This window comes from Mesorhizobium sp. M0029, assembly GCF_040323735.1.
Taxonomy (GTDB): Bacteria; Pseudomonadota; Alphaproteobacteria; order Rhizobiales; family Rhizobiaceae; genus Mesorhizobium.
On record NZ_JAMYVF010000007.1, the window covers coordinates 100262 to 119879 of the forward strand.

A 19618-nucleotide genomic window follows, 5' to 3' on the forward strand; every position below is an offset into this window, starting at 1 on the left:
GGTCTACCGTTCGATCGTGCCGGTGCGGCGGATCTTCTTCTGCAGGAGAAGAATGCCGTAGAGCAGCGCTTCGGCGCTCGGCGGGCAGCCGGGCACATAGATGTCGACCGGCACGATGCGGTCGCAGCCGCGCACCACCGAATAGGAATAGTGATAATAGCCGCCGCCATTGGCGCAGGAGCCCATCGAGATGACGTAGCGCGGCTCCGGCATCTGGTCGTAGACCTTGCGCAAAGCGGGGGCCATCTTGTTGGTCAGCGTTCCCGCCACGATCATTATGTCCGACTGGCGCGGCGACGCGCGAGGAGCCACGCCAAACCGCTCCGAATCATAGCGCGGCATCGAGGTGTGGATCATCTCGACGGCACAGCAGGCGAGACCGAAGGTCATGAACATCAGCGAGCCGCTGCGTGCCCAGGTGATCAGCGCCTCGGTCGAGGTGACCAGAAAACCCTTGTCGGCCAGTTCATTGTTGATCTCGAGGAAGAACGGATCGTCGGAACCGACCGGACGTCCGGTATTGGGGTCGATCAGGCCTTTGGGCTTCGGCGCGACGAGCGTTCCGGAACTGTCGTTCAATCCCATTCCAGCGCTCCTTTTTTCCACTCATAGGCAAAGCCGATGGTCAGCACCGCCAAAAACACCATCATCGACCAGAAACCGAGCATGCCGATCTTCGAGAACGACACCGCCCACGGAAACAGGAAGGCCACTTCCAGATCGAAGATGATGAACAGGATCGACACCAGGTAGAAGCGGATGTCGAATTTCATCCGGGCATCGTCGAACGAGTTGAACCCGCACTCGTAGGCGGAAAGCTTCTCCGGATCGGGATTGCGATAAGCCACCAGGAACGGCGCGATGATAAGCGCCAGGCCTACAACCGCGGCCACGGCGATGAAGAGGACGATGGGCAGGTATGAACTGAGGAGTACGTTCATGCTCGGCTTTCCGTTGGCGGCCAATCCACTTTGATTACAGCAACCAACCCTAATGCGGAAGCGCGACAGTTTAACCGCTGAACCGTTTTAGGTGCCTTTGCTGCAACGCGGCGAGGGTTAGCGCACGGCTTTCAGCGAAGCAAGTCAAACCTTGTTCAAAAGACAGTGCTGGACGGCAGGCCGGGAAAAACTGGTCCGAACTCCTCCTGTTTGATTTCCTTCATCTTTCACTCCACTTTTGTCTCCTGACACATCTCCCGCCATTTGCCTGCTAGCATGACCGGAATCGCCGGCTAAAGTCGGGAAAATGGTTCGAGGCAAGACACTTTGACGAAGGACAAAATCTCACTCCCCACGGCCAGGCGCATCGCGCTCGCCGCGCAAGGATTTCTCGATCCCCGCCCGGGCGGCACGCCCGATCGCCGCCACCTCGCCCGCGTGCTGTCGCGCACCGGCTTGCTGCAGATCGATTCCGTCAGCGCGGTGGTGCGCGCCCACTATATGCCGCTCTATTCGCGGCTTGGCCCCTACCCGCTGGCTTTGCTCGACAATGCGGCCATCACCCGCAAACGCACGGTGTTCGAATACTGGGCGCATGAGGCCTCGTTCCTGCCGGTCGAGACCTACCCGCTGATGCGCTGGCGCATGCAGCGGGCCGAGCAAGGCGACGAAATGTATCTCGGCCTCGCCAAATGGGGCCGCGAGCACGCCGCCTATATCGAAGAGATCTACCGCGCGGTCGCCGAGCGCGGCCCGATTGCCGCTTCGGCACTGGAAGGCCAGAAAGGTTCGGGCGGCTGGTGGGGCTGGAGCCACGCCAAGCACGCCTTCGAATGGCTGTTCTGGGCCGGACGCATCACCACGGCGCACCGCCGTGGCTTCGAGCGTTTCTACGACCTGCCCGAGCGCGTGCTGCCGCAGGCGATCCTCGATCTGCCGGTGCCGGCGGCCGAGGACGCGCACCGCGAATTGCTGCGCATTTCCGCCCGCGCCCACGGCATCGCGACGTCGGGTGACCTGCGCGATTATTTCCGCTTGTCGCCGGCCGACATGAAGGGCCGGTTGGAGGAACTGGTTGAGATGGGCGAGTTGCTGCCGGTAAACGTCGAAGGCTGGGACAAGCCGGCTTACCTCTATAAGGACGCCCGTCTGCCGCGAAAGATCGAGGCCCGCGCGCTACTGGCGCCCTTCGATCCGGTGGTCTTCGAGCGCTCGCGCACCGAGCGCCTGTTCGATTTCCACTACCGCATCGAGATCTACACCCCGGCTGACAAGCGCCAATATGGCTACTACGTGCTGCCCTTCCTGCTCGGCGACCGGATCGTCGCCCGCGTCGATCTCAAGGCCGACCGCCCGGCCAGCGTGCTGCGCGTCCACGCCGCCTACGCCGAACCCGGCGCGCCGCCGGAAACTGCCGCAGAGCTGTTCGAGGAATTGAAGCAGATGCAGGGCTGGCTTGGCCTTGAGCGCATCGAAGTGGCGCCGGCCGGCAATCTGGGGAAACCCCTGGCCGACATCGCCATGTCGTAGCAGCGCGTTGACACAACTCCCCGCAAAAGCCTAAATCCGCTGCAGACGGTCCCCTGCCCGCAACGGCAAGGGCCAAGAGGGAATGCGGTGCGGGATTTCGGTCCCAAATCCGCGGCTGTCCCCGCAACTGTAAGCGACGAGCCAAGGCCGAAAGCCACTGGGTAACACCGGGAAGGCGGCTAACCAAGGCGACGACCCGCGAGCCAGGAGACCTGCCGTCTGAGACAAAGTATCCGATCGCCTGGCGGGTTTCCGGGCAAGGAGCACGGTTTTTGGACCAGAACAGCAGTTTTTCGGCTGGCACAGCGGACATTGCGTCCGGGGACAACGACGCCCTGACCGGCGTGACCGTCATCGTCTGCGCCTCCTGCCGCGATGAGACCGGTTCCGACGCCCATCCGCGCGCCGGCGAATTGCTGGCTGAGGACACACGCCGCGCCGCTGCCGGCGATATCCGGGTCCGCACCGCCGAATGTCTCGGCAATTGCAAGCGCCGCCTCAGCGCCGCGGTCCTGCGCGATGGCTGCTGGAGCTATGTCTTCGGCGATCTGACCGCAACCAGCGGCGCCGACCTCGTTACCGGCGCAAAGCTCTTCGCGACTTCGGCCGACGGCCTCATCCCGTGGCGCGGCCGGCCCGATAGCCTCAAGCGCGGCCTCGTTGCCCGCATCCCACCCCTCGACATGCTGAAGGACTGACGATGAACGCTTCAAACCCGGCCGCCAACCTCTCCCGTGTTCCCTGCACTGTCGTTACAGGCTTCCTCGGCGCCGGCAAGACGACGCTGGTCCGCCATCTCCTGGAAAATGCCGGCGGCAAGCGCATCGCCATCATCGTCAACGAGTTCGGCGACATCGGCATCGACGGGGAAATCCTGAAAGGCTGCGGCATCGACACCTGCCCCGAGGAAAACATCGTCGAACTGGCCAATGGCTGCATCTGCTGTACAGTCGCCGACGATTTCGTGCCCGCCCTCGACAAGATCCTCGCGCTGACACCGAAGGTTGACCACATCCTGATCGAGACCTCGGGCCTGGCTCTGCCCAAGCCGCTGGTCCAGGCGTTCCAGTGGCCGAGCGTGAAGAGCCGGGTAACCGTCGACGGTGTCATCGCCGTGGTAGACGGCCCGGCGCTGGCCGAAGGCCGAGTCGCCAACGACATGGACGCTTTGCAGGCACAGCGCGCTCAGGACGAGACGCTCGACCATGACGATCCTGTCGAAGAAGTGTTCGAGGACCAGATCGCCTGCGCCGATTTGATCATCCTGTCGAAGAGCGATCTGATGGACGCCCCCGGTTCGGCCCGCGCCAACGCCATCATCAATGAACATTCCGCCCGCGCGGTAAAAATCGTGCCGACTGCGCATGGCAAGGTCGACCCGTCGGTGCTGCTTGGCCTCGGTCTCGCCGTCGAAGACGACATCGAGAACCGCAAGTCGCATCACGACGGCGCTTTCGATCATGAGCATGACGATTTCGACACCTTCATCGTCGACATCCCCTCGATCACCAATCCGGACGAACTGGCAAAGCGCGTCGCTGCCGCCGCCGAACAGGAAAACGTGCTTCGCGTGAAAGGCTTCGTCGAGGTCGGCGGCAAGCCGATGCGGCTTTTGCTGCAGGCCGTCGGCCCACGCGTCAACCATTACTATGACCGCGCCTGGACGGCCGAGGACGATCGCCGCTCGCGTCTCGTCGTCATTGGCCTGAAGGGGCTGAACCGTCCGGCGATCGAGCGTATACTCGCCGGTTGATCTCAGGCACGAGCCGCGATGCACATACTCACCACGACCTCCGCCTCGCTCGACGATCTCGCCGAGCCGGTTGATCTCCGGCAGACGCCGGCGGATATCGTGGCGCTGTCCTTCACCGACAGCGACCTCGCCGGCCTCGCGGCGGCCTGGAAGGCCGATGCCGCCCGCCTGCCGTCGATGCGGCTGGCGGCGTTGCGCGACCTGCGTCATCCCATGTCCGTGGACCTCTGGATCGACAGCGTCGCCCGCCAGGCCAAGGTGATCTTGGTGCGCATCCTCGGCGGCTATGACTGGTGGCGCTATGGCTGCGACCAACTCGCGGTGACTGCTCGCGAACGTGGCATCAAGCTGGCGCTGCTGCCTGGTGAAAGCCATGACGAGGACCTCAGGCTGATCGAAGCCTCGACGCTGCCGCGCGAGGAGCAGGACGGCCTGCTGGGCTATTTCCGCGAGGGCGGGCCGGAGAATATGGCAGCGCTGATGCAGCGGCTGGCGGGGTTGGCTGGGCAGGATGCGGCGGCGGCTGAGCCGGTCAGCGTGCCGAAAGCTGGCTACTACGAGCCAGGCTGCGGCGTCGTAGGCAAGTTGGATTTTGCCGATGTCGGCGTTCCTTCACACCCCCCTCTGTCCTGCCGGACATCTCCCCCGCAAGGGGGGAGATCAGCCGGCGCGGACCTCGGCACTTTTTCTGCCCAGCCGATAATAGATTCCTCTGCAACATCCCCGATCGGCGAAAGCGTCGATGACAGCGCAATCTCCCCCCTTGCGGGGGAGATGTCCGGCAGGACAGAGGGGGGTGGGCGGGAACTCGGCGCAGACAACATCAACCCTCCCATCATCCCCATCCTCTTCTACCGCTCGATGCTGCTGGCCGCCGATGTCGCGCCAATCGATGCCCTCTTTGATGCACTCCGCCAGCGCGGCATGAGACCGATCCCGATCTTCGTCTCCAGCCTCAAAGACCCGACCTCCCTGGCCTTCGTCGAAACTGCTCTGGCCGCGCTCAACCCCGCCGCCATCATCACCGCGACCGCCTTCGCTTCCGGCGCCGAACCGGGCGTCGAAACCTTGTTCGACCGCGCCGGCGTGCCTGTCTTCCAGGTCATCGTCGCCACCACCCGCCGCGACGTCTGGGACAACAACCAGCGCGGCCTGGCGCCCGCCGACCTCGCCATGCATGTCGTGCTGCCCGAACTCGACGGCCGCATCCTCGCCAGCGCGATTTCCTTCAAGGGCGAGAGCGAGACCGACCCGGCGCTCGGCCACCGCGCCTTCGCCAACCGCCCGGAACCGGATCGCGTGGCGCAAGTGGCGGACAGGCTAGCGGCGTTCACACGGTTGCAGCAGACGCCCCGCGCGACGCGTAAGTTGGCGATCCTCATTCCGGACTATCCGAGCGCGCCCGGCCGCACTGGCTATGCAGTGGGCCTGGATGTGCCGTCCAGCGTGCTGGCCATGCTGCATGACCTGAAGGAGCAGGGCTATCGCGTTGACGGGATTCCAGAAACGCCGCGTGCGCTGCTGGACGCGTTGGAGCGGAGCGATGGTGGGCTGGGGCTGGAAGAGTATCTGGACTTCTCGAAGGATTTGCCGGCTGAGGCACTGGCTGCAGTCGAGGCGGCATGGGGTGCTCCTTCACGCTCCCCCTTGTGGGGAGGGTCGGTTCGCGACATTCGCGAAGCGGATGGCGCGAAACGGGGTGGGGGTAGCGGTGCACCACCCCCACCCGGCCCTGCGGGCCACCCTCCCCACAAGGGGGAGGGCAAGAGCGGCTTCCCTTTCCGCGCCGCCACCTTCGGCAACATCACTGTCGCTCTCGCCCCCGACCGTGGCCGCTCGGCCGACCGCCGCGCCGACTACCACGACCCGACGCTGCCGCCGCGCCACGATCTGCTGGCCTTCGGCCTGTGGCTGCGCAAATCGCTCCGCATCCATGCTCTCATCCATGTCGGCGCCCATGGCACGCTGGAATGGCTGCCCGGCAAGACGGTAGCGCTCTCACAAAACTGCTTCCCCGAGATCGTCACCGGCTCGTTGCCCGTCATTTACCCCTTCATCGTCTCCAATCCCGGCGAAGCGGCGCAGGCGAAGCGGCGTATCGCCGCCGTCACGCTTGGCCATCTGCCGCCGCGGCTGACCGGTGCCGGCCTCGACGAAGGGCAGCACAAGCTCGAACGCCTCGTCGACGAATATGCCCAGGCCGACGGCCTCGACCGCCGCCGCCGCGATCGTCTGGCCAAGCTGATCGTCGACACGGCGCAAAAGACCGGCTTCGCCTCCGAAGCCGGCGTCGCCGGAACCGATGCGCCCGACGAGGCGCTGCGCCGCATCGACGCCTGGCTCTGCGACCTCAAGGATTTCGCCATCAAGGACGGCCTGCATATTTACGGCCGCGCGCCAGACGACGAACCCGACGCCATGCGCCGGCAAAGCGCCGAAGCCGAGAAGGCCGCGCTGCTGGCGGCGCTCGACGGCCGTCACATCAAGGCGGGTCCGGCGGGCGCACCGGCGCGTGGCCGCTCCGACGTGCTGCCCACCGGCCGCAACCTGTTCACCTCCGACCCGCGCACCATGCCGACGCCGACCGCCTACGATCTGGGAAAGGCGGCGGCAGAAGAAGTCGTGCGCGGCTATATGCAGTCGCATGGCGACTGGCCGCGCTCGCTGGTCATCGACCTCTGGGGCTCGGCCTCGCTGCGCACCGGCGGCGAGGAGATCGCGCAAGGCCTGGCGCTGATGGGCTGCCGGCCGCAATGGGATTCGGCCACCGGCCGCATCACCGGCATCGAAGTGCTGCCGCCGGCCACGCTCGGTCGCCCGCGCGTCGATGTCACCTGGCGGATTTCGGGTCTGTTCCGCGACATGTTCCCGACCCAGATCGCGCTGATCGACGCCGCCGCCAACGCCGTTGCCGCGCGCGACGAGGACGATTCGGAAAACCCGCTCGCCGCCAGAACCCGTGCCGATGGCAAGATCGGCCCGCGCATCTTCGGCACCTCGCCCGGCACCTACGGCGCCGGCGTCGAGGACCTGCTGTCCAGCGGCGACTGGGTCGGGCGCGAAGAAATCGGCCGCGCCTATCTCGATGCGACATCACATGCTTATGGCGGCGCAGAGGGCGAAGGCATCGCCTCCCCCGGCGCTTTCGAGACCCGCGTCGCCGAGGCCGATCTGCTGGTCCACACCGGCGACGATCCCGGCCGCGACATTCTCGAGGGCTCCGCCGACGTCGCCTTCATCGGCGGCTTTTCGGCCGCCCTTGCGGCATTGGGCCGAAATGCCGACGTCATCGTGCTCGACACCACCGACCCGCAAAAGCCGAAGCCGCGCTCGGTCGGCGAGACTGTGTCGCGGGTTGTGCGGGCGCGAGCCGTCAATGCGCGCTTTATAGCCGGCCAGATGCGGCATGGTCCGCGCGGCGCTTCCGAGTTTGCCGAAACCGTCGACCGCCTCATCGGCTTTGCCGAAACCACGCACGCCATTTCGGGCGCGTTGATCGAGGCCGTGCATGACGCCTATGTCGGCGATCCCGATGTCCGCGCCTTCATCCTGCGTGAAAATCCGGCCGCTGCCAAAGTCATCGCCGAGCGCTTCCTGTCGGCGCGCCGGCGCGGTCTCTGGCATCCCTTGCGCAACGCGATCGACGACGATCTCGCGGCGTTGATCGCCGAGGCCGAGGCGCTCGGGGTCGCGGCATGAACGCCTTCTCGCGCCGCGGCGCCTGTCCGGCTCTCTCGGCGCCGATGCAGACCGGCGATGGCCTGCTGGTGCGGCTCAACCCGGTTGCTGGAGGGCTTTCCCCCAAGTCGCTGATCGGACTCTGCGAATCCGCCTTGAAGCGCGGCAACGGCATCATGGAAGTGACCGCACGAGGCAGCCTGCAGATACGCGGCCTGACGGCGGAAAGTGCCGTGCTGTTGGCGGCGGAGGTCGATGCACTGGGGATTGCAGTGCGTACCGGCGTGCCGGTCGAGACCGGGCCGCTGGCCGGCATCGATCCGCGGGAGATTGCCGATCCGCGAGCTTTGGCTGAGCGGATCAGGGCTGCGGTCGAGGAAGCTGGGCTGACGCCAAGGCTCGGACCGAAGGTGTCGGTGGTTGTCGATGGTGGCGGGCAGCTGACGATGGATGGGGTGACGGCCGATGTCAGGCTGAAGGCGGTGCTATTCAGCGCTAGCGTTCTGTGGACTGTATCTGTCGCTGTTGACGGCCAAAGCGCGAGACTGCTTGCGACGGTTGGGGACGATGCAGCGCGCGATATCACTGTCGCTGCTCTTCGAATGGTTGCAGAGAAGGGCCGCGACGCCCATGCAAAGGATTTGTCTGAGAGGCAATTGGCATCTCTTGCCGATTGGCTATGTTTGACAAGTTTGCGCGAGGCGCCCCCCTCTGTCCTGCCGGACATCTCCCCCTCAAGGGGGGAGATTACGCTTTCACCGATGATTTCACTAATCTCCGGTGTTGTTAAGGAAAAGCCGGCGTCGAAGCTGCCGATCTCCCCCCTTGAGGGGGAGATGTCCGGCAGGACGGAGGGGGGTGTGCAGGATCGCCGGCCTATCGGTCTTTTCCCCTTATCCAACGACACCACCGCTCTCGGCATAGCCCTCCCCTATGGCAGCATGCCGGCCGAAAAACTCATCGCCCTCGCCCAAAGCGCCCTGTCCCTCGGCGTCGCCGAAATCCGCCTCGCCCCCGGCCGCGCCTTGCTGTTCCTCGGCCAACCGTCGTCCGCAAACCACCCCCTGCGAGCCACCGCCGCCGCGCTCGGCTTCGTCACCACCGCCGCCGACCCGCGCACCCGCATCGCCGCCTGCCCCGGCACTCCTGCCTGCGCATCCGGCCGCATCGCCACGCGCGATATTGCCGAGACAATCGCCGCCGAAAACGCTGATATCCTCGACTTCACACTGCACATTTCCGGCTGCGCCAAGGGCTGCGCTCACCCCGGCTCTGCTGCGCTAACAATCGTCGGCGGCGAAAACGGAGCCGGACTTGTCGTGAACGCGACGGCAAAGGGCCTTCCTGCGGGCTACAGGCCGGGCTATGACGCCGCGCGCGGCATCGGTCGCGTCGCAGCGATGGTCCGCAGCGCTCGATATCCAGGTGAAACCGCCGCCGCCTGCCTGACAAGGCTCGGACCGGCGGCAATCGCCAAGGCTTACCGACAAATTGAACAACGGAAATGAGCATGGCCGCCTACGACTACATCCATGACGGCAACGCGATCTATGAACGTTCCTTCGCCATCATCCGCGCCGAGGCCGACCTGTCCCGGTTCTCCGAGGCGGAAGCCGACGTCGCCATCCGCATGATCCATGCCTGCGGCCAGGTCGAAGCATCAAGTCATTTTGTCTTCTCCAGCGATTTCGTCGCCGCCGCCCGCAGCGCTTTGGCGGCCGGCGCACCGATCTTCTGCGATGCCGAAATGGTCTCGCATGGCGTCACCCGCGCCAGGCTGCCGGCCGGCAATGAGGTGATCTGCACCTTGCGCGACCCGCGCACGCACGACATCGCCAAGCAGATCGGCAACACCCGCTCGGCCGCCGCGATCGACCTCTGGGGCGAACGCATGGCCGGTTCGGTCGTGGCCATCGGCAATGCGCCGACAGCGCTCTTCTATCTCCTGGAAAAGCTGCGCGATGGCGCGCCGAAACCGGCCGCCATCATCGGCATGCCGGTCGGCTTCGTCGGTGCCGCCGAATCCAAGGATGCGCTGGCTGAAAACTCCTACGGCGTGCCCTACGCCATCGTGCGCGGCAGGCTTGGCGGCAGCGCCATGACTGCAGCCGCCCTCAATTCGCTGGCGAGGCCCGGCCTGTGAACGCAGCCGTCAAAGAAGATCTGGCAAAAGGCCGTCTTGTCGGCGTCGGCACGGGGCCTGGCGACCCCGAGCTGCTGACGCTGAAGGCCGCGCGCGTTCTGGCCGAGGCCGATGTCGTCGCCTACTTCGCCAAGCGCGGCAACAACAGCAATGCGCGCGCCATCGTCGAGGCGCGCTTCCGGCCCGATATGCTGGAACTGCCGCTGCTCTACCCCGTCACCACCGAGATCGACAAGGATCACGACGACTACCGTTCGCAGATCACCGATTTCTACGAGGAGTCGGCCGAGAAGGTCGCCGAACACCTCGAAGCCGGCCGCATGGTCGCCGTGCTCTCCGAAGGCGACCCGCTGTTCTACGGCTCCTACATGCACCTGCATGTCCGCCTCGCCCATCGCTTCCCGACCGAAGTCATCCCCGGCGTCACCGCCATGTCGGGCTGCTGGTCGCAGACCGGCGTGCCGATCGTCCAGGGCGACGATGTCCTGACGGTTTTGCCCGGCACGACGAGCGAGTTCGAGCTGACGCGCCGTCTCGCCGACACCGACGCCGCCGTCATCATGAAGGTCGGCCGCAATCTGCCCAAGATCAGGCGGGCGCTGGAGGCCACCGGCAAGCTCGCCCGCGCCGTTTATGTCGAGCGCGGCACGATGGCCGGTAGCATCTCGATGAAGCTTGCCGACAAGCCGGACGACAAGGCGCCCTATTTCGCCATCGTGCTGGTCGCCGGCTGGTCCGGCCTGCCTGGCGTTATGGGAGCCAAGCCATGAGCGGCCGCCTCACCGTCATCGGCCTTGGGCCCGGCAATGCCGACCAGGTGACGCCGCAAGCCAGCCGCGCCGTCGCCGAGGCAAAGTTCTTCTATGGCTACAAGCCTTATCTCGACCGGCTTGATCTTCGCGCCGACCAAACCCGCGTCGCCTCGGATAATCGCGAGGAACTCGCCCGCTCCAAGGACGCGCTGGTAAAGGCGGCGGACGGCCATGACGTCGCCGTCGTCTCCGGCGGCGATCCCGGCGTGTTCGCCATGGCGGCCGCCGTCTGCGAGGCGATCGAGGCCGGTCCGGCCGAATGGCGCACCGTCGATGTCACTGTCGTGCCCGGCGTCACTGCCATGCTGGCGGTTGCCGCCCGCATCGGCGCGCCGCTCGGCCATGATTTCTGCGCCATCTCGCTGTCCGACAATCTGAAGCCGTGGGACTTGATCGAACTGCGCCTGCTCGCTGCCGCCGGCGCCGGCTTCGTCACCGCGCTCTACAATCCGATCAGCAAGGCGCGCCCTTGGCAGCTCGGCCGTGCCTTCGAATGCCTGCGCGCCATCCTGCCCGGCACCACGCCGGTCATCTTCGGCCGCGCCGCCGGCCGCCCGGACGAGCGCATCGAGGTTTTTCTGTTGGCCGATGTCGAGGCGGAAAGGGCCGACATGGCGACCTGCATCATCATCGGCTCGCCGGAGACAAGGATCATCAAGCGCGGTGACAAACCGGCGCTGGTCTACACACCGCGTTCCGCGACGGGGTCGAGACCATGATCGATCATCGCGGCCAATGCTTCGACAGTTTCGGCCGACGGCACCTCCGGCAGGATGGGCCTGCGCACCATCACCACCTCGATACCGAGCGCCCGCGCCGCCGCGATCTTGCCGTAGGTGGCCTCGCCGCCGCTGTTCTTGGATACGACGACATCGATGCGGTGCTCCTCGAGCAGCGCGCGTTCATCCGCCTCGCGAAACGGCCCACGCGCCAGCAGGTAGGTCGCATCAGGCACCGCCAGTTTCGGCTCGACCGGATCGACGCTGCGGACAAGGTAATGATGCTGCGGCGCCGCCTCGAAAGCCGCGACCTCCTGCCGGCCGAGCGCCAGGAAGGCACGGCGCGGCGGCGACCCAAGCGCGTGCACCGCATCGCCTGTCGTATCGACCTGCGTCCAGCGGTCGCCATCTATTGGCTCCCAGCCAGGGCGGCGCAAAGCAAGGATCGGCACAACCGAAGTGCGCGCGGCTTGCGCCGCATTGGCGGAAATTCGCGCGGCATAGGGATGCGTCGCGTCGATCAGCAGATCGGTTCGCGTCTCCTTGAGATAGGCCGCCAGCCCGTCGGCGCCGCCAAAGCCGCCGCTGCGCACCGGCACGCCTTGCGCGACCGGGCTTTCGGTACGGCCGGCCAGCGACAGAGTGACGAGGAAATCTTCCACCAGTTTTCCGGCCAATTGGCGCGCTTCTGTCGTGCCGCCAAGGATCAGAATCTTCTTCATGAGCACCATGTTGAACAGCGTCTGCGCTGCCCCTCACCCCTACCCTCTCCCCCTGAAGAACGGGGAGAGGGAGGCGTCAGCGCCGGAGCGTCTCCCTTCTCCCGGTCACTACACGGGGAGGTGAGGAGTGGTCTGGCTGGCAGACGAAAAGTCAATTGCTTGACTTTTCGAACGACGAACGCCTCAGGCGGATAAGGGGCGGCGCGACATGTCAAAAAAACAGCCCACGCCAAAATGGCTTACAATCGTCGGCATCGGCGAGGACGGTTTAGCGAGTCTCGGCGACGAGGCCAAGCGGCAGATCGCTGACGCCGAGACCGTCTTCGGCGGCAAGCGGCATCTGGCGCTGGTGGCTTCGCTCATCAAGGGTGAGCAGCGCCCATGGCCGGTGCCCTTCGATGCCGGCATGGCAGACGTGCTGGCGCTGGCCGGCCCGCGCGTCTGCGTGCTCGCCTCCGGTGATCCATTCTTCCACGGCGTCGGCGCCACCCTTGCCCGCAAGGTCAAGCCTGAAGAGATGCATGTCATCCCCGCGCCATCGGCGATTTCGCTGGCTGCCGCCCGGCTCGGCTGGGCGTTGCAGGACATCGAGACGATCTCGCTGCATGGAAGGCCGCTCGACCTGATCCGGCCGCTGCTGCATCCCAGGGCGCGCATCCTGGCGCTGACATCGGACGGCGACGCACCAGCGACAATAGCGCGCCTGCTCGTAGAGCTCGACTTCGGCGGTTCGCGGCTGACCGTTCTGGAAGCGCTGGGCGGACCGAACGAGAAGCTTCGCTCGGCACGTGCCGACGCTTTCGATCTCAGAGACATCAATCCGCTCAACGTGCTGGCGCTTGAGCTTGAATCGACACAAGAGGCCCGCATCCTGCCGCTGACCGTTGGCCGCGCCGACCATCTGTTCGAGCACGACGGCCAGATCACCAAGCACGACATCCGCGCCATCACGCTTGCGGCGCTGGCGCCGAGGCGTGGCGAATTGCTGTGGGACATCGGCGCCGGTTCCGGCTCCATCGGCATCGAATGGATGCTCGCTCACCCCTCGATGCGCGCCATCGCCATCGAGGCCAACAGCGACCGCGCCGCCCGCATCGTCCGCAACGCCGCGCATTGCGGCGTGCCCGGTCTTGTCGTGGTGGAAGGGTCGGCGCCCAAGGCACTGGCCGGGCTGGACACGCCGGATGCGATCTTCATCGGCGGAGGTGGCAGCGACGCCGGCGTACTGAACGCCGCCATCAAGGCGCTGCCATCCCGTGGCCGTCTCGTTGCCAATGCGGTGACGCTGGAGATGGAGGCGCTGCTTCTCGCGGAGCACATCAAGCGCGGCGGCGACCTTACCCGCATCACCATTTCCCGCGCTTCTCCTGTCGGTTCGATGCAGGCCTGGCGCCCGGCCATGCCGGTCACCCAGTGGAGCTGGGTGAAGCCATGATGGTGGCGGGCATCGGCAGCCGGAAGGGCGTGAGCGTCGAAGACGTGCTCGCGGCGATCGAAACCGCCCTCGAAGCGCACGGGCTGGCGAAAACGGCGCTGTCGGCCTTGGCGACCGCCGCGCTCAAGAAAGACGAAGAACCGATCTCTGCCGCTGGCCGCACGCTCAACCTTCCCGTCATCATCGTTGATGACGCAGCACTTCAGGCCGTCTCGTCGGAGGCACTCAGCAAATCCGATCTCTCGCAGGATCTCGCCGGCACGCCCTCCGTCTCAGAAGCCTCCGCCCTTGCCGTTGCCGGCCCCGGTGCAAAGCTGCTTGGTCCACGCACCGTGCTCGGCCCGGTCACCTGCGCCATCGCCATCAGCGGAGACGCGCCATGACCGTGCATTTCATCGGCGCCGGTCCCGGCGCCGCCGACCTCATCACACTGCGCGGCGCTAAGCTGCTGGCAAGCTGCCCGGTCTGTCTGCATGCCGGCTCGATCGTCGCGCCGGAATTGCTGCAACACTGCGCACCGGGGACCAAACTGATCGATACGGCGCCGATGTCACTCGACGAAATCGAGGTCGAATATGTGACAGCCCACCAGGCCGGCCACGATGTCGCCCGCCTGCATTCCGGCGACCTCTCGGTGTGGAGCGCCGTGGCCGAGCAGATCCGCCGGCTGGAAAAACACGGCATTCCTTACACGCTGACGCCGGGCGTTCCCTCTTTCGCCGCCGCAGCCGCAGCCCTTCGCCGCGAACTGACCATTCCCGAGGTGGCGCAAAGCCTGGTGCTGACCCGCGTCTCCGGCCGCGCCTCGAAAATGCCGCCGGGCGAAACGCTGGCCGGCTTCGGCCGCACCGGCGCCACACTGGCCATTCATCTCGCCATCCACGCCATCGATCGCGTCGTCGCCGAATTGTCGCCGCATTATGGCGGCGATTGCCCGGTGGCGATCGTCTTTCGCGCTTCATGGCCGGACGAGCGCGTGCTGACCGGCACGCTAGCGACCATCGAGGCGCTGCTCGCCGCCGATCCCATGGAGCGCACGGCGATCATCTTCGTCGGCCGCTCGCTGGCAGCGGAAGGTTTTGGCGAGAGTTCATTGTACGACGCCCACTACCAGCGGCGTTTTCGCGGGCGGGACGGATTGTGAGCGGCAAGACCAAAAGCGAAAACCCGATGCTCGAACAGGCGCTTGCACGGCTGAACTTCAAGCCGCGCCGGCTTGAGCCGGGCCATGTCTGGCTGGCCGGCGCCGGTCCCGGCGATCCCGGCTGCCTGACGCTGGAAGTGCTGGCGGCATTGGCCGAGGCCGACGCTGTGGTCTATGACGCGCTGGTCTCCTCTGACGTTGTCGCCGTTGCGGACAATGCCCAGCTGTTCTTTGCGGGAAAGCGCGGCGGCAAGCCGTCGATGAAGCAGGACGACATCACCGCTTTGCTGGTGCGGCTGGCACGCGAGGGCCGCCGCGTCGTCCGGCTGAAGGGCGGCGATCCCTATATTTTCGGCCGCGGCGGCGAAGAGGCGCTGGCGCTGGCGCGCGAAAAAATCCCTTTCCGCGTCATGCCCGGCCTGACATCGGGGCTGAGCGCGCTGGCCGCCACCGGCATTCCCGCAACCATGCGCGGCATCAACAAGGCGATCATCCTGGCGACAGGTCATGCCGCCGGCACAGATGACGATCTCGACTGGGGCGCGATCGCCCGCACCGGCCAGCCGGTGGTCATCTATATGGGCATGGCCAATCTGCCTGTTATCGCCGCGTCGCTGCTCGAAGGCGGGCTGGCGCCGTCGACGCCGGCGGCTGTCATCGTTTCGGCGACGACACCGCAGGAGCGGACCGTCGTCGCGACACTCGCCACCATTTCCGAAGCGGCCGCCGCGGCGGAATTGGCCTCGCCGGCCCTCATTGTCGTCGGCGGCATCGTCGCCATGCGCGCAGCGCTGGCGGGTAACGCATGACCCGCGCCATCATCATCGGCGCGCCGCGTTCCGGCTCCGGCAAGACCAGCGTCACCATCGGCATTTTGCGCGCGCTCGCCCGGCGCGGCATCAAGGTGCGCGGCGCCAAGTCCGGCCCCGACTATATCGATCCGGGTTTTCATACCGCCGCCACTGGCCTGTCCGGCGTCAACCTGGACAGCTGGGCGATGTCGCCTGACCTGCTCAACGCGTTGGCCGGCAATGCCACCGAGGACGCCGATTTTATCTTCCTCGAAAGCGCCATGGGCCTGTTCGACGGCATCCCGGCCGGACAAGGCCGCACCGGCTCGGCCGCCGATCTGGCGCGGCTCTACCACCTGCCGGTGCTTTTGGTGCTCGACGTCTCGGGACAGTCGACGACGGCGGCCGCCGTCGCGAAGGGTTTTGCCACCTACGACCCGGATGTGCGCATGGCCGGAATCGTGCTCAACCGTCTCGGCAGCGAGCGCCACCGCAAGCTGTGCAGCGAGGCGATCGAAACGCTCGGCCTGCCGGTCGTCGGCGCCATCCTGCGCGATCCCACGCTCAATTTGCCGGAGCGCCATCTCGGCCTCGTCCAGGCCGGCGAATATGCCGACCTGATGACGCATCTCGACCGCCTCGCCGACATGGTCGAGAAATCCCTCGACCTTGACGCCATCATGGCGCTGGCCGCGCCGTTTTCGCCGGCATCAGGCAGTTTCGAACATGCCTTGCAGCCGCCCGGCCAGCGCATCGCACTCGCCGAAGATGCCGCTTTCACCTTCCTCTATCCGCACGTCGCCGCCCACTGGCGTCAGGCCGGCGCCGAGATCGTGCCGTTCTCGCCGCTCGCCGACGAAGCACCGGCGCAGGATTGCGATGTCTGCTGGCTGCCCGGCGGCTATCCCGAGCTTCACGCCGGCCGCCTCGCGGCGGCGACCAATTTCCGAGCTGGCATGGCAAGGTTTGCCGAGACCAAACCCATCCATGGCGAGTGCGGCGGCTTCATGGTGCTGGGCGAAGCGCTGGAGGACGCGGCCGGCGAGACGCACGCCATGCTTGGCCTGCTCGGCCATTCCACCAGCTTTGCCAAGCGCAAGATGAACCTCGGCTACCGCGAGGCACGCCTGCGCGCCGCCTGTCCGCTGGGGCCGCAAGGCGCGCTGATCCGTGGCCATGAATTCCACTATGCGCAGATGATCGCCACCGGCAATGATGAGCCGCTGGCCGACCTCGCCGACGGCCAGGGCAATCCACTCGGCGCCTCCGGCTATCGCCGCGGCCATGTGAGCGGCACCTTCTTCCACGCCATTGCGAGGGGCGCATGACCTCCGTGCCCTCGCCCCGGCAAGCGCTCGACGACGCCGCGCTTTGCCTCGTCTTCTTCACCCGCCTGCCGCTGCCGGTCTTCGACCTTCGTGGCCGCAGCCTGGCCGATGCGATCTGGGCGGCGCCTGTCGCCGGCCTCGCCGTCGCTTTGGTCGGCGCTGTCGTCTACGCTATCGGGATTAAGCTCGGCCTCGCCGCCGGTCCGGCGGCCGCCCTTGCGCTTGCAGCAACCCTGCTCGCCACGGGCTGCCTGCATGAGGATGGGCTGTCGGATGTCGCAGATGGCTTTGGCGGCGGCAAGACGCGCGATAAAAAACTGGAGATCATGCGCGACAGCCGCATCGGCGCCTATGGCGCAGCAGCTCTTGGCCTGTCGATGCTCATCCGCTGGAGCGCGCTGTGGCAACTGGCCAATCCGACAGGCGTGCTCTTCGCGCTGATCGCCGCCAACGCCGCATCGCGCGGCCTGCTCGGCGCGTTCATGCATCTGGCGCCGGCGGCGCGCAGTGACGGCCTGTCTGCCGGCGCCGGGACCGTCTCGACCCAGACAGCTGTTCTCGGCGCCGTGCTCGGCGCCATCCCGCTTCTGACCCTGGGGCTCGGCGGCGCCTTTGCCGCACTGATCCTGCTCGCTCTCGTGTTCAGCGCCTTGCGCGCGCTCTGCCTCAACCAGATCGGCGGCCACACCGGCGACACGATCGGCGCCCTGCAGCAGCTGGGCGAGATCACTGTCCTGCTCGTCGCTTCCGTTTCCCTGTCCTGATCCTTCCCCGGAGATTCCTTCCCCATGCCCTTCAAATCATTCGACCAACTGCGCGCCGCCTGTCTCGATCTGCCTGCCGGCAGCGATACCGCCGCCAATGCCGTCGCCCGCCGCCAGGACACGCTGACCAAGCCGCATGGCAGCCTGGGCCGGCTGGAAACCCTCGCCGCCTGGCTGGCGCGCTGGCAGGGCCGCGACATGCCGAAACTCGATCGCGTCAAAGTCTTCGTATTCGCCGGCAATCACGGCGTCACCGCGCAGGGCGTGTCGGCCTTCCCGTCGGAAGTGACCGTGCAGATGGTGGCGAATTTTGCCGGCGGCGGCGCCGCCATCAACCAGCTTGCCCGCATCGCCGGCGCGGAACTCGACGTCATCCCGCTCGATCTCGATCATCCGACCGGCGACTTCACTGACGTGCCGGCAATGGACGAAAAAAACTACCTCGCCGCCGTTTCGGCCGGCTATGACGCGGTGACGAACGACCTCGACCTCGTCTGTTTCGGCGAGATGGGCATCGGCAACACCACGCCGGCGGCCGCCATCTCGACCGCCCTGTTCGGCGGCGGCGCTGAAAAATGGACCGGGCGCGGCACCGGCGTCGACGATGCCGGGCTGAAGCGCAAGGTCACCGCCATTGAATCCGGCCTCAAGCGCCATGCCGACGCGCTGTCCGACCCGCTGAAGATCGCCGCCGCCCTTGGCGGCCGCGAACTCGCCGCCATCTTCGGCGCCACGCTCGCCGCCCGCCGCAAGAACGTCCCGGTGCTGCTCGACGGCTTCGTCTGCACGGCAGCGGCAGCGCCCCTGGCGCGACTGCACCCCTCAGGCCTCGCCCACACCATCGCCGCCCATGTCTCGGCCGAATCCGGCCACCGCCGCCTGCTCGAAGCGCTCGGCCTGCCGCCGCTGCTCGACCTCGGCATGCGGCTCGGCGAAGGCTCCGGCGCCTGCCTCGCCGTCAACATCGTCCGCTCGGCACTGGAATGCCATGCGAGGATGGCGAGTTTTGCCGAGGCTGGCGTGTCAGAGAAGTAGCTAGAGCGATTTGACGGGAGGGCGCCGGCCCGAACCTTCACTGACCATCGTCGGGCCGGTCACTGGCATTCCAGGCTGGTGGCTCGAACAGCACGGCCGCTGAAAGATTCCCCACCTGGGGGTTGGCCCGCTGCTTCTGTGGTGGGCTCTTTTTACTGGCACTATTCGCCGCCGTTGCCGACAAAATGTGATTGACGTAACGGTGACCAGGCGCAATCATTACGGATTGTGCAGGGTGAGGGCGTTTTCAATGAAACTCGTTGTCTTTGGCGTAGCAATAGTATTGGCCGCTACCGGAGCAGCTGTTGCGAAAGAGAAGAAAAAGGTGGCCACCGCTCAGGCTACAACCTCGTGTTCTACAGCTCATAAGAAGGCTGGCAGCAAGCCGACCGCGAAACCGGATTGCAAATCGACAGGCACCGTGGTTGCGCGACCGTCAAATAGGGCCGAAAACTTCCTGGATCATTATAATCCGCGCTTAGGGTATGACACCAGTCCGTGGTTTCAAACTGGCTTTAATTGATGGCGGCTTCGGCTTCCGGGCTTTTCTTAATCCAGCGCGGCCTTCACTCCTTCGCCAAATAGCGCACCGGCTTACCGGCCGCCGAGTTTAAGGCAAACCTGCCCCATGATTGAGGCATGTCGAGGCGCGTCAACGCGTCCGGCATTCCAAGGTCTTCCACCAACTCTTCTAGAAATTTGGTGGGTGCGCACAGGATTGAACTGTGGACCCGCTGATTAAGAGTCAGCTGCTCTACCAACTGAGCTACGCACCCACTCGACCGGTAAAACCGGCGTTGGCGGGCATATAGCCGCCGATACC

At 66.0% G+C, this 19618-nt stretch carries 19 protein-coding genes, 1 tRNA gene and 1 riboswitch; of the genes, 16 read left to right on the plus strand and 4 right to left on the minus strand.

The window, feature by feature from the left end:
* Positions 1-3: 3 nt before the first annotated feature.
* Together NKJ76_RS14230 and NKJ76_RS14235 are read right to left on the minus strand one after the other, a co-directional pair.
* A complete protein-coding gene (locus NKJ76_RS14230) occupies positions 4-585 on the minus strand; it encodes a NuoB/complex I 20 kDa subunit family protein (protein WP_023670824.1) in 582 nt (193 codons plus the stop codon).
* Positions 576-941: an NADH-quinone oxidoreductase subunit A gene (locus NKJ76_RS14235; protein WP_023670825.1), complete on the minus strand. Its 366-nt coding sequence runs from the start codon at positions 939-941 to the stop codon at positions 576-578. The genes NKJ76_RS14230 and NKJ76_RS14235 overlap by 10 nt, the downstream gene beginning before the upstream one ends.
* A gap of 327 nt (positions 942-1268) precedes the next feature.
* Here NKJ76_RS14235 and NKJ76_RS14240 point away from each other — a divergent pair, with 327 nt between their 5' ends.
* The 8 genes from NKJ76_RS14240 to NKJ76_RS14275 all read left to right on the plus strand — a co-directional run bounded on the left by NKJ76_RS14240 (position 1269) and on the right by NKJ76_RS14275 (position 11576).
* A complete protein-coding gene (locus NKJ76_RS14240; protein WP_352537699.1) occupies positions 1269-2471 on the plus strand; it encodes a winged helix-turn-helix domain-containing protein in 1203 nt (400 codons plus the stop codon).
* 29 nt (positions 2472-2500) lie between these two features.
* A riboswitch (cobalamin riboswitch) is annotated at positions 2501-2705 on the plus strand.
* A gap of 38 nt (positions 2706-2743) precedes the next feature.
* On the plus strand, positions 2744-3169 hold the full coding sequence (locus tag NKJ76_RS14245) for a DUF1636 family protein (protein WP_352537700.1): 426 nt from the start codon (positions 2744-2746) through the stop codon (positions 3167-3169).
* Positions 3170-3171: 2 nt separating this feature from the next.
* The gene (gene cobW / locus NKJ76_RS14250) at positions 3172-4224 is read left to right on the plus strand and encodes a cobalamin biosynthesis protein CobW (RefSeq protein ID WP_352522010.1); all 1053 of its coding nucleotides are present in this window, start codon (positions 3172-3174) and stop codon (positions 4222-4224) included.
* Positions 4225-4242: 18 nt separating this feature from the next.
* A complete protein-coding gene (gene cobN, locus NKJ76_RS14255) occupies positions 4243-7923 on the plus strand; it encodes a cobaltochelatase subunit CobN (RefSeq protein ID WP_352537701.1) in 3681 nt (1226 codons plus the stop codon).
* Complete coding sequence (cobG, locus tag NKJ76_RS14260) at positions 7920-9410, plus strand: precorrin-3B synthase (protein WP_023741637.1); 1491 nt, start codon at positions 7920-7922, stop codon at positions 9408-9410. The genes cobN and cobG overlap by 4 nt, the downstream gene beginning before the upstream one ends.
* A gap of 2 nt (positions 9411-9412) precedes the next feature.
* On the plus strand, positions 9413-10045 hold the full coding sequence (locus NKJ76_RS14265; RefSeq protein ID WP_023746866.1) for a precorrin-8X methylmutase: 633 nt from the start codon (positions 9413-9415) through the stop codon (positions 10043-10045).
* Entirely contained in the window at positions 10042-10815 is a 774-nt protein-coding gene (locus tag NKJ76_RS14270; RefSeq protein WP_352537702.1) for a precorrin-2 C(20)-methyltransferase, read from the plus strand. The genes NKJ76_RS14265 and NKJ76_RS14270 overlap by 4 nt, the downstream gene beginning before the upstream one ends.
* Complete coding sequence (locus NKJ76_RS14275) at positions 10812-11576, plus strand: precorrin-3B C(17)-methyltransferase (protein ID WP_352537703.1); 765 nt, start codon at positions 10812-10814, stop codon at positions 11574-11576. The genes NKJ76_RS14270 and NKJ76_RS14275 overlap by 4 nt, the downstream gene beginning before the upstream one ends.
* On the opposite strand, the gene NKJ76_RS14280 is transcribed toward NKJ76_RS14275, so the two are convergent.
* Positions 11540-12298 (minus strand): cobalt-precorrin-6A reductase, encoded by a 759-nt coding sequence (locus tag NKJ76_RS14280; RefSeq protein ID WP_032905140.1) that lies wholly within the window; start codon positions 12296-12298, stop codon positions 11540-11542. The two genes, NKJ76_RS14275 and NKJ76_RS14280, sit on opposite strands and share 37 nt — an antisense overlap.
* A gap of 208 nt (positions 12299-12506) precedes the next feature.
* On the opposite strand from NKJ76_RS14280, the gene cbiE reads away from it, so the two are divergent.
* The 8 genes from cbiE (at position 12507) to NKJ76_RS14320 (ending at position 19318) form a co-directional block, all read left to right on the plus strand.
* Positions 12507-13733 (plus strand): precorrin-6y C5,15-methyltransferase (decarboxylating) subunit CbiE, encoded by a 1227-nt coding sequence (gene cbiE / locus NKJ76_RS14285; protein WP_352537704.1) that lies wholly within the window; start codon positions 12507-12509, stop codon positions 13731-13733.
* Positions 13730-14116: a cobalamin biosynthesis protein gene (locus NKJ76_RS14290; RefSeq protein ID WP_023822155.1), complete on the plus strand. Its 387-nt coding sequence runs from the start codon at positions 13730-13732 to the stop codon at positions 14114-14116. The genes cbiE and NKJ76_RS14290 overlap by 4 nt, the downstream gene beginning before the upstream one ends.
* Positions 14113-14877, plus strand: a complete 765-nt coding sequence (gene cobM / locus NKJ76_RS14295; RefSeq protein ID WP_023690316.1) for a precorrin-4 C(11)-methyltransferase — start codon at positions 14113-14115, stop codon at positions 14875-14877. Before NKJ76_RS14290 ends, cobM begins: the two co-directional genes overlap by 4 nt.
* Positions 14878-14903: 26 nt before the next feature.
* Positions 14904-15686, plus strand: coding sequence for a uroporphyrinogen-III C-methyltransferase (cobA, locus tag NKJ76_RS14300; protein WP_196813900.1), 783 nt, complete (start codon positions 14904-14906; stop codon positions 15684-15686).
* Positions 15683-16996 carry a cobyrinic acid a,c-diamide synthase CobB gene (locus NKJ76_RS14305; RefSeq protein WP_352537705.1) on the plus strand — a complete coding sequence of 438 codons (1314 nt, stop codon included), beginning with the start codon at positions 15683-15685 and terminating at the stop codon, positions 16994-16996. Before cobA ends, NKJ76_RS14305 begins: the two co-directional genes overlap by 4 nt.
* A complete protein-coding gene (locus tag NKJ76_RS14310) occupies positions 16993-17760 on the plus strand; it encodes an adenosylcobinamide-GDP ribazoletransferase (RefSeq protein WP_031197312.1) in 768 nt (255 codons plus the stop codon). Before NKJ76_RS14305 ends, NKJ76_RS14310 begins: the two co-directional genes overlap by 4 nt.
* A 24-nt stretch (positions 17761-17784) precedes the next feature.
* Positions 17785-18795 carry a nicotinate-nucleotide--dimethylbenzimidazole phosphoribosyltransferase gene (gene cobT, locus NKJ76_RS14315; RefSeq protein ID WP_023827324.1) on the plus strand — a complete coding sequence of 337 codons (1011 nt, stop codon included), beginning with the start codon at positions 17785-17787 and terminating at the stop codon, positions 18793-18795.
* 250 nt (positions 18796-19045) lie between these two features.
* Positions 19046-19318 carry a hypothetical protein gene (locus tag NKJ76_RS14320; RefSeq protein WP_155922523.1) on the plus strand — a complete coding sequence of 91 codons (273 nt, stop codon included), beginning with the start codon at positions 19046-19048 and terminating at the stop codon, positions 19316-19318.
* 177 nt (positions 19319-19495) lie between these two features.
* Here the strand turns inward: NKJ76_RS14320 and NKJ76_RS14325 are convergent.
* Positions 19496-19571: transfer RNA gene (locus tag NKJ76_RS14325), tRNA-Lys, on the minus strand.
* Positions 19572-19618: the final 47 nt, after the last annotated feature.